We start from the raw sequence: 12,609 nt of genomic DNA on the forward strand, positions 1-12,609 counted from the left end.
TGTAAGGAGTGGGTCACCCCCAAAGGGTGGCTCACTCCGGCAAATAATATACTGCTGAAAATTATTGTTTTGTTGCCGTATCCTTTACCTTCTTCTTCAACAAACCATTCATCAATCCTTTTAAAGATTCTTTGGCATTCGGTTTTGTTTTAGTTGAATCGGCTACAGTATTTTTATCACCGCCTAATTGTTTAGCCAGCTCATCTTTAGCTGCATTCAATGCCTGGTTCTTTAACGATTTTACAGTATCCTTCACGGCATTGGTAACGGCCAGCTTGGTGCTGTCAATTTTTGCTTTGGCAAAATCAGTAACCTGTTGCTTCATCTGGTCGGCAAGATTAGCTGCACCTTGCTTCAGGTCAGTTTTTACAGTGGGGGATTTTATAAAACCGCCGAGTTTTAAATTCAGGTTCACCGTTTCGCCAACCTGTACGGGAACCCCTTTGCTATTGATCTGTGTAACTAAATTATTCACCAGCTGATTGCCTTGAGCTCCCATTAACGCTCGGGGTAGTTTCATGTTCACAATAAAATCCAATGACTGATCAAAACCTTGCAAGCCGCCGATCTCCATATCAATTCCCGAAACTTTAAAAGCAAATGGTTTGATGAGTACCTTACCATTGGAAAATTCAAAATAGTTTTTTACATCTTTTAAGGAAACCTGTTCCAGCGCTTTTACATTTAAAGTGCTGGCAATTTTATCCAACGGGGCAAACTTGCTGAGGAAACCTTGTATCAATAATAAATTACCATTTCCGGTGAGCGAATTCATATCCGGCATCATATTATCGCCTAATTTTCCTTTTACCGTCATCTGCGAAGTGAGTTTACCCGCAATAAATTTTCCGATAGGCATTAATTTTTGTACCGTATTAAAAGCGTAAAATGTTTTTTGTACATCCACGCCGGTAACAGCATAATCCAAAGCAATATCAGGTTTGGCTTTGCTTTGCAGAGTGGAGTATTGCCCGTTTACACCAAGCGTACCATCCAGCGCATTGCCTTTTACATCTTTAATAAAAACAGTTTCGTTATTAATTAAAAGGGTACCGGTAAGATTATCGATATCCGTTTTATCATAATGCACTTTATCCACCTTTGTCTGCAAAGTGATATTTAAATTTGCAGGCACGGCGAATGGTGCAGCCGCAGGCCCCGTTGTTGTGGTATCTGCAGATGTGCCCATCCAGTCGTTAAGATTTAATTTATCGGCATTTACATTCAAAGAAGCCTGCAATGGTTTATTCTGAAATAAATAATTCAGCAGGTTATTAATTTGCCCGGTGCCGTTAAAGTTGGTAGACATGTATTGCCCGTTCAGATTACTGATGTCAATTTGTTTGGGCGTAAAGGAAGTTAACAGCGAATTTATTTTTACGCCGGTGGGATAATCCCTGGCAACGTATAAAAAATCATTCAGCCCAACAGTACCCGCTGCACTGAATTTTTCATACTGCTGTTTTTCAATATCGCTTACATTTCCTTTTACACTTACATCAGCATTCAGCAAACCAGCCAGCCGGGTATCCTTTTCCAGTTTTACATATTGTGCTACCTTACTCAGATCCAGTTTTCCTTTTGCAGCAGCATCCACAAACATATTACTCACCGGATTTTTTACCAGCAACCTGAAGTCGAATGGTTCTTTATCCATTTCAATATGTCCGTTCTCCACATTCACAATAGTATTATCCGTTTGTCCGTCCTTATTATCTACCTGTGCTTTAAAATTTATGTTTTGTACCGGCTTTGGCAAATCGGCATATTGAAAGAAACCATTCTTCACTTCCATATCCACATGGTAAGCAGGCATGGTAACATCATTATATACGCCTTTTACAAAACCACTGAAAATAGCATTGCCGCTGGTTTTAATTTTATCAAAATCATTTTTATACACTGCAGGAATCAATGACAAAATATTTTTAAAATCGGTAGACGGTGCTTTGAATTTAATATCCATGTCATAGCCCTTATCGTTCAGATTTTTGATGACACCATTACTGCTGATCTTTAGATCATTCACTGAAATATTATCGGTATTGTAAGTATAGGTATTTTGTTTGTTGTCAATTTCCACATTAGCATCAACAACGGTTTTTGCATTGGCTAAAAAAGGAATACCGCCGTAGGTAAATGTAACGGCATCAGCTTTGGTGGCTGTTTTTAAAGTAAACTTATCCGAAGTAAAATCACCGCTGCCGCTATGGTTAAGGTTAAATATTTCACTGCTCATGGCCCCCGGCTCATCTTTATAACTGATATAAGCATTGCTGATCTCGTAATTATTCAACTGCAATGCAAATGGCTTTTCTTCGCCTTCTTTTTTGGCAGTGGTATCGGGTTTTATAATATCCCAATTGGCAACACCATCTTTATTTACAATAGCATGTATTCGGGGCGACTCTGCAAACACAGAATAAATGGTCATGTTCTTTCCTTTAATGATGCTCATGATATTAACAGCGGCATCAATACGCTCTGCAGATAATAAAGTATCTTCAGCAAAAGGCCCCGTACCAATTACCTGTAATTTATCCAGGCCTACTGCCACTTTGGGAAAATGGCGGAAGAAAGAAATATCCACATCTTTAAAATCAACTTTTGCAGTCAGGTTATTGTTGATCTCTTTTTTTACAAATGCCACTATCTGGCTCTTGAATAAATAGGGCGCTGCAAATGCAAGGGCAATCAGCACTACCAGGCTGATCAAAAATATTTTCAGGATTTTCTTGAACTTTTTCATAGTACAAATTTAAGATACGTTGTATTAAACTTTACTTACTATTGACCTCCGGGGAGGCTTAATGGTTGCAAATCATGTATAAAGAAAGTAAAAGCAGGCACTCAGAGGCTGCAGAAGTGCAAAAACCGTTCCTTATTTATTATGCCTTTGCTTCAGCACTTCAATAACATCCTGCAATGAAAAATCTTTAGCCTGTAATAAAATCAAATAATGAAATAAAAGATCGGCTGCTTCACCTAAAAATAAATCCTTATTGTCATCCTTAGCTTCAATCACAATTTCCACTGCCTCTTCGCCTACTTTTTGGGCAATTTTATTGATCCCTTTTGCAAATAAAGAACTGGTGTAGGATTTATCTGAAGGATTATTCTTTCTGTCCGCAATAACTTGTTCTAATTGCAAGAGAAAATTACCGGTTTCGTTTTTTTCATTCCAGCAGGTATCAGCGCCGGTATGGCAGGTAGGCCCTTGCGGCGTGGCCTTGATCAGTAACGTGTCATTATCACAATCAGCTTTAATATCTTTCAGCAATAAAAAATTACCGCTCTCTTCTCCTTTTGTCCATAACCTGTTTTTACTACGGCTGAAAAAAGTTACTTTCTGCAGCTCCTGCGTTTTGGCAACTGCGGCTTCGTTCATAAAACCAAGCATCAGCACTTTACCGGTTATATCATCCTGTATAATTGCTGGTACAAGTCCGTCAGTAAATTTTGCAAAATCAATTTTCATCGTCAGTTATATTTTCTTGTTGAGAATTATTTTTTCTTAATTGTTCTACCAATTCTTCTTGCTTTTCAGCGATCCTGTTACGGCGGTCAATAGCCCTGTTTTCCTGTTTATTTTTAAAAAACAGGAAAGTTATAAAAGCCGCTATGATGCCCATAAATAACATCGTCTTATTTTTTACATTCTCATATTAACATGAGGTGCTAAATATTTTTTCAACTCCGGTATTTCAATTTCTTTATAATGAAAAATACTCGCTGCCAGCGCAGCATCAGCATTGGCATTTTCAAATACTTCTTTAAAATGTTCCATTGTTCCTGCACCACCGCTTGCAATAACAGGCACCGGCAATGCATTGGATAAAGCAGCAGTGATATCCATAGCAAAACCATTTTTAGTACCATCATTATTCATGCTCGTTAATAAGATCTCTCCTGCGCCCAAACTAACCGCCTGCTTTGCCCATTCCATAGTTTTGGTTTCAGTTTTTGTTCTGCCTCCATTTAAATACACATACCATTCGCCATCGGCTTCCTTTTTGGTATCTATCGCCAATACCACACACTGGCTGCCAAATGCATTGCTTAAGTCTTGTATCAGTTGTGGATTTTTATATGCGGATGTGTTCACCGAAATTTTATCGGCACCGTTTTGTAATAACAAGGCCACATCTTCTACCGTACTGATACCGCCACCCACAGTAAAAGGGATATTGATATTCGCTGCAATTCTTTTTACTAACTCCACTAATGTTTTTCTTTTTTCAACAGTAGCAGTGATATCTAAAAAAACCAATTCATCTGCGCCTTGTTCAGAATAAATAATAGCCAGTTCAACCGGATCGCCGGCATCACGGATGCTTTCGAAGTTGATACCTTTAACAGTTCTGCCGTCTTTGATATCGAGACAAGGGATGATTCTCTTTGTAAGCAAGATTTAGAGTTTAGAGGTTTAGAGTTTAGAGTTTAGGGATGCCAGGTCCTGCAAGCTTATTAAACCTTCGTAAATGGCTTTCCCAATAATAGCACCCTTGCACCCGATAGTTTTTAATTCTTTCACATCATCAATATTACTTACACCGCCACTTGCAATTAAATTTATTTCAGGATGCTCTGTCATGATTTTTTTATACAACGCCACAGAAGGCCCTTCCATCACACCGTCTTTAGAAATATCAGTACAAAAAATATTGGTAGTACCCAGGCTGATCATCTGACCGATAAAATTAAAAATATTAATACCGCCATCCTCCAGCCAGCCGCTGATCTTTATTTTTTCATCCAGCACATCTGCGCCTACTAAAAAATGTTCGGCACTGAATTCCATCAGCCATTCTTCCAGTAATTCTGGATGCTTTACGGCAATGCTGCCCACGGTTACCATAGCGGCACCTGCATTAAAAATATTACCTACATCGGTTATATTTTTTACACCACCTCCAAAATCAATGACCAGGTTTGTTGCCGAAGCAATATTTTCCAATACTTTTAAATTGATGATCTTTCCGGCTTTTGCACCGTCCAGGTCTACAATATGCAACCGCTGTATTCCTGCGGCCTCAAATTGTTTAGCTACTTCTACAGGATTTTCGTTATAAACTTTCTGTTGTGCATAATCACCCTTGGTAAGGCGTACACATTTTCCATCAATAATGTCAATTGCGGGAATAATGATCATGGCAGTTGTATGAAGTTTTGTAAAATAATTTCTCCAACCTTTCCTGATTTTTCAGGATGAAACTGCACTGCATAAAAATTATCTTTTTGCAGCGCTGCACTGTAAGGTAAACTATAATCTGTTTTTGCCACCGTTTCATTACATAGTGCTGCATAATAACTGTGCACCGTATAGGCAAAAGCGCCTTCGTTTAACCCGTTAAATAAAACAGATTGGTAATCGTAAATTGTATTCCACCCTATCTGTGGTATTTTTAATTCCTTGGATTCAAATAATTTCACCCCGGTATCAAATATGCCCATGCACCGGGTATCACCTTCTTCGGAATGATGGCATAACAATTGCAATCCTAAACAAATACCCAGTACCGGCTGTTGTAAAGAAACAATCACTTTATCGAGTTCCCGTTCTTTTAAATAAGCCATTGCTGCATTGGCATGTCCCACACCGGGAAAAATAACTTTTGATGCATTGCGGATCATCGCTTCATCATCGGTTACTATTGATTCAGCTCCTATGCGCTGCAATGCATACTGTACACTTTGTACATTACCGGCATTGTATTTTATAATCGCAATCATAATAGTCCTTTGGTTGATGGCAACGCATTATTATTAATATCTCTCTTCGCCGCCATTTTTATGGCTTTTGCAAAAGCTTTAAAAATGGATTCAATTTTATGATGTTCATTGTCGCCTGCTGCTTTTATATTCAAATTACTTTTAGATGCATCGCTGAATGATTTAAAAAAATGAAAGAACATTTCTGTAGGCATCTCTCCTATTTTTTCTCTTTTAAATTCTGCATCCCAAACGATCCAGTTTCTCCCCCCAAAATCAATCGCTACCTGGGCCAAACAATCATCCATAGGTAATAAAAAACCATAGCGCTCAATACCTCTCTTATCCCCTAATGCCTTTGCAATGGCTTCGCCTAAAGCTATGCCGGTGTCTTCAATACTATGGTGTTCATCAATATGCAGGTCGCCCTTGCATTCAATATCCAGGTCGATATTGCCATGCCTTGCAATCTGTTCCAGCATATGGTCAAAAAATGCTAAACCGGTGTCTATGGTTGCTTTGCCCGTACCATCTAAATTTACGGCTACTGTTATTTTGGTTTCGTTTGTATTACGCTGGTGAACGATTTTTCTTGGCGGTAATTTCAAATACGCATAAATATCCGACCAGTCCGGAGTTTCCAAAACAATCACCTCTTGCTTTAATGCACTGATGGTATCTTTTATTTCGGATGCACCAAGGCCGGCATCTGTATTTAACCAGAACCCTTTGCAGCCCAAATTTTTGGCTAACTCCATATCTGTAATTCTATCGCCAATTACAAATGAATTGGCAATATCATACTCTGTGTTATCCAGATATTTTGTGAGCATTCCGGTAGCAGGCTTACGTGTGGGTGCATGCTCTTCAGGAAAAGTCCTGTCGATACAAACCTCACTGAAATGAATGGCTTCATTTGCCAAACTGGCCATCACTAAATTATGTACGGGCCAGAATGTATCTTCAGGAAAACTTGCAGTGCCTAACCCATCCTGGTTGGTCACCATCACCAGTTCGTAATTTAATTCTGTTGCAATTTTACGCATGTACAAAAACATATCCGGGTAAAATTCCAGTTTTGCAAATGAGTCCAGTTGATAGGTTGGTGGAGCTTCTTTGATCAATGTGCCATCCCTGTCAATAAATAATACTTTTTTCACCCTTGATATTTTTTTAAAGTAGATAATAGATTCTTATTTTCATCCGGCGTTCCTACTGTGATACGCAAACAATTTTCGCAGCCTGCTTCTTTATTCCTGTTACGCACTACAATTTCATTGTCGGCAAGGTATTGGTAAAGTGCATCAGCATCGTTAACCTGTACTAAAATAAAATTAGCATCTGTAGGATATACTTTTTTAACAAACGGCAATCTTACCAATGCCGCAGCCAGTTCTTCTTTCTGATGCACTACTTCTTTGATCCATTTATTTACCATTGCCGTTTCCTGCAAGGCATCCAGGGCAATCTGTTGCGATGCTTCATTGATATTGTAAGGCGGTTTTACCTTGTTAAAAATATCAATGATATCCATCGATGCAAAACACAATCCCAGTCTTAACGCTGCAAGGCCCCAGGCTTTGGATAAAGTTTGCATCACTATTAAATTAGGATACTCCGTTAACTCCTGTATAAATGTTTTTTGTTTAGAGAAATTGATATACGCTTCGTCAATGATAATAATACCAGGAAAATTATTCAGCAATACTTCCACATCGGCACGGTTCATATTATTGCCGGTTGGATTATTGGGCGAACAGATGAATAATAATTTGGTATGTTCGTCTGTAGCATTCATGATGCCTTCCACATCCAGTTCAAAATCCCTAGTGAGGGTCACTTTTTTTATGGCTACATCATTGATGTTGGCACTTACCTGGTACATGCCATAAGTAGGCGGACAAATGATCACATTATCTTTTCGTGGCTCACAAAAAATACGATAGGCCAGGTCGATCACTTCATCGCTGCCATTACCAATAAAAATATTTTCTGCCGGCACTCCTTTTATTCTTGCCAGTTGAAATTTTAATTGCCATTGCAAAGGGTCGGGATAGCGGTTATAATTTTCCGCTACCGGTGAGCCGTAAGCGTTTTCGTTGGCATCTAAAAATACAGATGCTTTTCCTGTAAACTCATGCCTTGCCGAAGAGTAAGGCTTAAGCACTTTAATATTATCCCGGATCAGTTTGTGTAATTCAAATTGCATTATGATTTGTTTATTTCATTTAGACGAATGGTGACTGCATTTTTATGGGCATCCAGTCCTTCTGCCGCAGCCATTACTTCCACAGCAGTACCAATATTTTGTAAACCGGCAGCATTCAATTGCTGAAAAGTGATCTTCTTTACAAAACTATCCAACGATACACCACTGTAGGCTTTTGCATAACCATTGGTGGGCAACGTATGATTGGTGCCCGATGCATAATCGCCTGCACTCTCAGGAGAATAGTGCCCGATAAAAACACTCCCTGCATTAATTACTTTTTCAGAAAGTGCTAAAGCATTATCAGATGCAATGATCAGGTGCTCCGGCGCATATTCATTCAATAATTCAAATGCTGCATCTGCATTTTCCATTACGATAAACCTGCTGTTGGCCAAAGCTTTTTCAGCTATGGTATTTCTTGATAAAGCTGACAATTGTTTTTCCAGCGCTGCCTGTACGTCCTCTGCTATTGAAGCGGCACTGGCAACTAACACCACCTGGCTGTCTGTTCCATGTTCCGCCTGGCTTAATAAGTCGGCTGCAACAAATGCAGCATTGCTGCCTGCACCTGCATATACTGCTACTTCACTGGGACCGGCAGGCATATCAATGGCAATACCACCTGCATTTACCAGCTGTTTGGCACAGGTTACATATTGATTACCCGGACCAAATATCTTATACACTTTTGGAACAACAACTGTACCATAAGCCATAGCAGCAATGGCCTGCACGCCGCCTATTTTGTAAATATTTTTGATGCCGATCAATTGCGCTACATACAAAACAACGGCATTTACTGTTCCGTTTTTATCACAAGGTGTACATACTACAATTTCTTTACAGCCTGCAATGCCGGCCGGTATACCCAGCATTAATAAGGTAGAAAACAAAGGCGCTGTTCCTCCCGGAATATACAATCCCACCTTTTCAATAGCTACCGCTTTTCTCCAGCACACCACACCGTTTACCGTTTCAATTTTTGTAACTGTTTCTTTTTGTGCTTCGTGAAATGCAGTGATGTTATTTTTGGCAATGGCAATCGCTGCTTTTAAATTATCATCCACTGTTGCAATAGCATCTTCAATTTCTTTTGCACTCACTTTTAATTCGTTCAATTGTACTGCATCAAATTGTGCAGCATATTTTTTTACAGCTGCATCGCCATTCAATTTCACGTCTTTTACAATTGCAGCAACAGTGCCTTCCAGTTTTTTTGTATCAAAAACCGGGCGCTGCAGTAGCTGCTGCCATTTATTTTTTTCAGGATTAATATAAATTTCCATACCCCTGTCCCCAAAAGGGGAACTTAGTTTTAAAGTGTATAATTTTTTAAACAGCATTTTAGTAAGCCAAATAAAAATTGAATGTCACTACCGATCAGCTTTCTCCAGGTTCCCCCCGGGGCTGATGGTATTTACACAATCATCTTCTCAATCGGGATCACTAAAATTCCTTCTGCTTCAAATTGTTTTAATTTTTCTATCACCTCCCAAAAATCATTTTCATTCACCACGCTTTGCACACTGCTCCAGCCTTCGGTTGCCAATGGAGTTACCGTTGGGCTCTTCATACCCGGTAAAACATTTTCGATATTGTGTAATTGATGATTGGGCGCATTTAAAATAATGTACTTATTATTCTTGGCGGTTTTTACGGCATTGATACGCAGCAATAATTTTTCCAGCAAATTCTTATTTTCTTCAGAAAGATTTTTATTGGATGTTAGTACTGCTTCTGATTTTAAGATCACTTCAACTTCTTTCAATCCGTTGGTGAATAAAGTGCTGCCGCTGCTCACCAGGTCGCAGATAGCATCTGCTAATCCAATACCAGGCGCTATCTCTACCGATCCGCTGATCTCATGTATCTCTGCAGGTATTTTTTTCTCCTCTAAATATTTTTGCAGGATAGTAGCATAAGTGGTAGCAATCTTTAATCCGTTCAGATCTGTAATGGATTTATACTGCATTGTTTTTGGTACAGCAATGCTTAACCTGCATTTTCCAAAACCCAACCGGTAGACTAAATCGATGTCTTTACTTTTTTCCAGCAATACATTCTCACCTACAATGCCAATATCTGCCACGCCATCGTACACATACTGGGGAATATCATCATCCCTTAAAAAATAAACTTCCAGCGGAAAATTTTCTGCTATAGTTTTTAATTGTTTGTTGCCATTGTTTAACTGGATACCACACTCCTTTAAAAGTTTGATGGAATCTTCATACAAGCGCCCCGATTTTTGAATTGCGATCTTTAGCATTATTTGTTTTTTATTACACGAATTAAATACACTAATTACAAGAATTGTTTTGCCCGAATTTACTTTTGTATTCATCCGTGTAAATTCCTGTAATCCGTGGCTAAATAAAAAGGGCTCACTTTTCAGTAAGCCCTTGATTAAAATTATGTGTAGTTACATACAAATCAGCACGCTTACCCGTTGAGTAATGTATGATGATGGTGTATGTGAACGATTTGTTGCATTGTTAGCACAAAGTAAAGACGGAATGTTTATATCTCCAAATAAAATTTCTACAGGTAGCCCTTATACTGCAGCCATTGTAATACAGGCAGGGTAAATGCCACTATCCATACCAGCAGAAAGGCCATCCTGCTGCCGGTAGTAAGGTCATCCTCGTAAGCCGGCACCAATACATTTTCAATATGCTTAATGATCACTTGCTCATCACCCGATTGTTCTTCTGTAGAAAATTTGCTGCTCAGCACCCTGCTGTTATTGATCACTACATTCCTGATCTGCCAGTATTCCGCATCTGTAAGGTCATCATAAGAGCAGGCATAATCAACACCTTCTTCATCCAGTTGTTTACGTACTTTATGCAGCAGGTTAACCTGGTGTATGCGGAGTAAAACAAGCAAGGCAACCAGCAACAGGCCCCAGGCATAATTTAATTTAAAGAAGAGGTACACCAATGCAGCGCAGGATAAATACAAAAAAAGTAATTGTATGATCCGGCTGCCATTAAAGAACAGCGTTTGAAAAAACTGGCCGCCATCCAATGGAAAGACCGGTAACAGGTTGAATACATTCAGCAACAAAAAAGGCATGGCCAGCTGAAAATAAAGGTGTTCGTAATTACCCTGGTGCAGGTATAATAGAATAATACCGATTACAATACCAGGTAAAGGCCCTGCCAATAAAACAATCAGTTTATTTTTCCTGGAGAGATTGGTTGCCGTACCCGAAACATAAGCGCCAACAAAGGGTACAAACGTCATGTTCACACCTTTATAGCCAAAAAATTTCATGGCAATAAAATGCCCCAGCTCATGAATAAAAATTACCGTTACCAATAACAATACCGAAAACCAGCTTTTAAATATCCAGTAATCAATCGCAATAAATAATGCCAGGCTTACCAGCGTTCGGGATAAAGATGTTTTTTTAAATTCCGTTTCCCCGGGCTTTACTACTATTTCTGACGATTCGTTTTCTTCGGTCATGTAAATTATTTTATGGTACAAACCCTGGCAGCGGCTTCAGGCCCTGCCAGCGCTTTTCGGGATTGCTCAACCGCCGTCAGGGTTTTGTTTTCAAACCCCGCCAGGGTTTTCAACCGCTGACGGGGTTCTACAAAATTGTAATACCCAAACCCGGTATTTCGTTATAAATAATTTTTCCAAAATCAAAACCCACACCGGTTGCAATATCTTCACTCAATAACAACGGCCCATCCATATCCACTTTATCTAACAATGGCGCCAGTTGTGCAATGGCGGCAGTACCAATACTGCTTTCATTCATGCAACCTACCATTACTTCCATATTCAGTTCACGTGCCCTGGTGATCATGCGCCTGGCAGGCGTTATACCACTGCACTTGGTGAGCTTGATATTGATACCATGAAAATGCCGGTGACATTTTTCCACATCATTTTCAAACACACAAGCTTCATCTGCATACAAAGGCAAAGGAGATTTTTCGTATAGCACTTTCATACCTTCCCAATTATCTTTTGCCAAAGGCTGTTCCACCATCTCCACACCTAAATCTTTCAGCAATGGAATTTTTTCCAATGCCTGTTCCAATGTCCAGCCGGCATTGGCATCTACCCGCAATACAGCATCGGTATGTTTCCGCAATGCGGCCACCATTTCAATATCATTATCCACGCCCACTTTTATTTTATAAACAGGCCATGGTTTTTCTTTCATCTTGGCTACCATATTATCAATGGTATCAATGCCGATGGTAAAATCTGTAACCGGGCTTTTGGCAATATCTAAATTCCACAAGGCATGCAATGGTTTGCGTTTTAATTTGCCATACAGGTCCCATCCTGCCATATCCAATGCACACACTAAAAATGAATTGGCAGGAAAGAGATGGTGCAGGTAATGCCAGTACCTCTCCGGTTCATTAAATGCATATTTTTCTACAAATATTCTTTTACTTTCAAGGTCTTCCACCATTTTTTCTACCGGGATATTGTAATAACTGATAGCTGGTGCTTCGCCATAACCTTTGATGCCCATAAACTCCAGTTCCACAATTAATGTAGGTTGATGTGTTTTGGTGCCTTTAGAAATAGTGAAAGGGTGAGTAAACGGGAGATGGTATGTTTTGTAATTTACTTTCATGAGTTTATTAATACACAGCCCTAACAGCCAACTGTGTTATGTAAGAAACAATGAAGATAGAATAAAAAATGAA

Annotated in this window: 12 protein-coding genes; all 12 read right to left on the reverse strand. The window is 39.3% G+C overall.

What is annotated here, in order from left to right; genetic code table 11:
- Nucleotides 1–61: 61 nt before the first annotated feature.
- Entirely contained in the window at nucleotides 62–2,749 is a 2,688-nt protein-coding gene (locus ACYVM0_RS07430; protein WP_460554772.1) for a hypothetical protein, read from the reverse strand.
- 132 nt (nucleotides 2,750–2,881) lie between these two features.
- Nucleotides 2,882–3,478 carry a bifunctional phosphoribosyl-AMP cyclohydrolase/phosphoribosyl-ATP diphosphatase gene (gene hisIE / locus ACYVM0_RS07435; protein WP_460554775.1) on the reverse strand — a complete coding sequence of 199 codons (597 nt, stop codon included), beginning with the start codon at nucleotides 3,476–3,478 and terminating at the stop codon, nucleotides 2,882–2,884.
- The gene (locus ACYVM0_RS07440; protein WP_460554778.1) at nucleotides 3,468–3,632 is read right to left on the reverse strand and encodes a hypothetical protein; all 165 of its coding nucleotides are present in this window, start codon (nucleotides 3,630–3,632) and stop codon (nucleotides 3,468–3,470) included. Before ACYVM0_RS07440 ends, hisIE begins: the two co-directional genes overlap by 11 nt.
- Nucleotides 3,633–3,652: 20 nt before the next feature.
- Nucleotides 3,653–4,408: an imidazole glycerol phosphate synthase subunit HisF gene (gene hisF, locus ACYVM0_RS07445; RefSeq protein WP_460554781.1), complete on the reverse strand. Its 756-nt coding sequence runs from the start codon at nucleotides 4,406–4,408 to the stop codon at nucleotides 3,653–3,655.
- 18 nt (nucleotides 4,409–4,426) lie between these two features.
- Entirely contained in the window at nucleotides 4,427–5,152 is a 726-nt protein-coding gene (gene hisA, locus ACYVM0_RS07450; RefSeq protein ID WP_460554784.1) for a 1-(5-phosphoribosyl)-5-[(5-phosphoribosylamino)methylideneamino]imidazole-4-carboxamide isomerase, read from the reverse strand.
- Nucleotides 5,149–5,733 (reverse strand): imidazole glycerol phosphate synthase subunit HisH, encoded by a 585-nt coding sequence (hisH, locus tag ACYVM0_RS07455; protein ID WP_460554787.1) that lies wholly within the window; start codon nucleotides 5,731–5,733, stop codon nucleotides 5,149–5,151. The genes hisA and hisH overlap by 4 nt, the downstream gene beginning before the upstream one ends.
- Nucleotides 5,730–6,872, reverse strand: coding sequence for a bifunctional histidinol-phosphatase/imidazoleglycerol-phosphate dehydratase HisB (gene hisB, locus ACYVM0_RS07460; protein WP_460554789.1), 1,143 nt, complete (start codon nucleotides 6,870–6,872; stop codon nucleotides 5,730–5,732). Before hisB ends, hisH begins: the two co-directional genes overlap by 4 nt.
- The gene (gene hisC, locus ACYVM0_RS07465; protein WP_460554792.1) at nucleotides 6,869–7,921 is read right to left on the reverse strand and encodes a histidinol-phosphate transaminase; all 1,053 of its coding nucleotides are present in this window, start codon (nucleotides 7,919–7,921) and stop codon (nucleotides 6,869–6,871) included. The genes hisB and hisC overlap by 4 nt, the downstream gene beginning before the upstream one ends.
- On the reverse strand, nucleotides 7,921–9,267 hold the full coding sequence (gene hisD, locus ACYVM0_RS07470; protein ID WP_460554795.1) for a histidinol dehydrogenase: 1,347 nt from the start codon (nucleotides 9,265–9,267) through the stop codon (nucleotides 7,921–7,923). The genes hisC and hisD overlap by 1 nt, the downstream gene beginning before the upstream one ends.
- A 74-nt stretch (nucleotides 9,268–9,341) precedes the next feature.
- A complete protein-coding gene (hisG, locus tag ACYVM0_RS07475) occupies nucleotides 9,342–10,193 on the reverse strand; it encodes an ATP phosphoribosyltransferase (protein WP_460554798.1) in 852 nt (283 codons plus the stop codon).
- A 272-nt stretch (nucleotides 10,194–10,465) separates the two neighbouring features.
- On the reverse strand, nucleotides 10,466–11,398 hold the full coding sequence (locus ACYVM0_RS07480) for a zinc metalloprotease (RefSeq protein ID WP_460554801.1): 933 nt from the start codon (nucleotides 11,396–11,398) through the stop codon (nucleotides 10,466–10,468).
- Nucleotides 11,399–11,525: 127 nt separating this feature from the next.
- On the reverse strand, nucleotides 11,526–12,536 hold the full coding sequence (locus ACYVM0_RS07485) for a dipeptide epimerase (protein WP_460554804.1): 1,011 nt from the start codon (nucleotides 12,534–12,536) through the stop codon (nucleotides 11,526–11,528).
- Nucleotides 12,537–12,609 lie beyond the last annotated feature (73 nt).

The sequence above is a fragment of the Ferruginibacter profundus genome, assembly GCF_054783275.1.

Coding starts and splice junctions, on each gene's coding strand:
- hisG (WP_460554798.1), bottom strand. CDS start 10,193: ATGCTAAAGATCGCAATTCAAAAATCGGGGCGCTTGTATGAAGATTCC.
- hisIE (WP_460554775.1), bottom strand. CDS start 3,478: ATGAAAATTGATTTTGCAAAATTTACTGACGGACTTGTACCAGCAATT.
- ACYVM0_RS07440 (WP_460554778.1), bottom strand. CDS start 3,632: ATGGGCATCATAGCGGCTTTTATAACTTTCCTGTTTTTTAAAAATAAA.
- hisH (WP_460554787.1), bottom strand. CDS start 5,733: ATGATTGCGATTATAAAATACAATGCCGGTAATGTACAAAGTGTACAG.
- hisD (WP_460554795.1), bottom strand. CDS start 9,267: ATGCTGTTTAAAAAATTATACACTTTAAAACTAAGTTCCCCTTTTGGG.
- ACYVM0_RS07430 (WP_460554772.1), bottom strand. CDS start 2,749: ATGAAAAAGTTCAAGAAAATCCTGAAAATATTTTTGATCAGCCTGGTA.
- ACYVM0_RS07480 (WP_460554801.1), bottom strand. CDS start 11,398: ATGACCGAAGAAAACGAATCGTCAGAAATAGTAGTAAAGCCCGGGGAA.
- hisC (WP_460554792.1), bottom strand. CDS start 7,921: ATGCAATTTGAATTACACAAACTGATCCGGGATAATATTAAAGTGCTT.
- ACYVM0_RS07485 (WP_460554804.1), bottom strand. CDS start 12,536: ATGAAAGTAAATTACAAAACATACCATCTCCCGTTTACTCACCCTTTC.
- hisA (WP_460554784.1), bottom strand. CDS start 5,152: ATGATCATTATTCCCGCAATTGACATTATTGATGGAAAATGTGTACGC.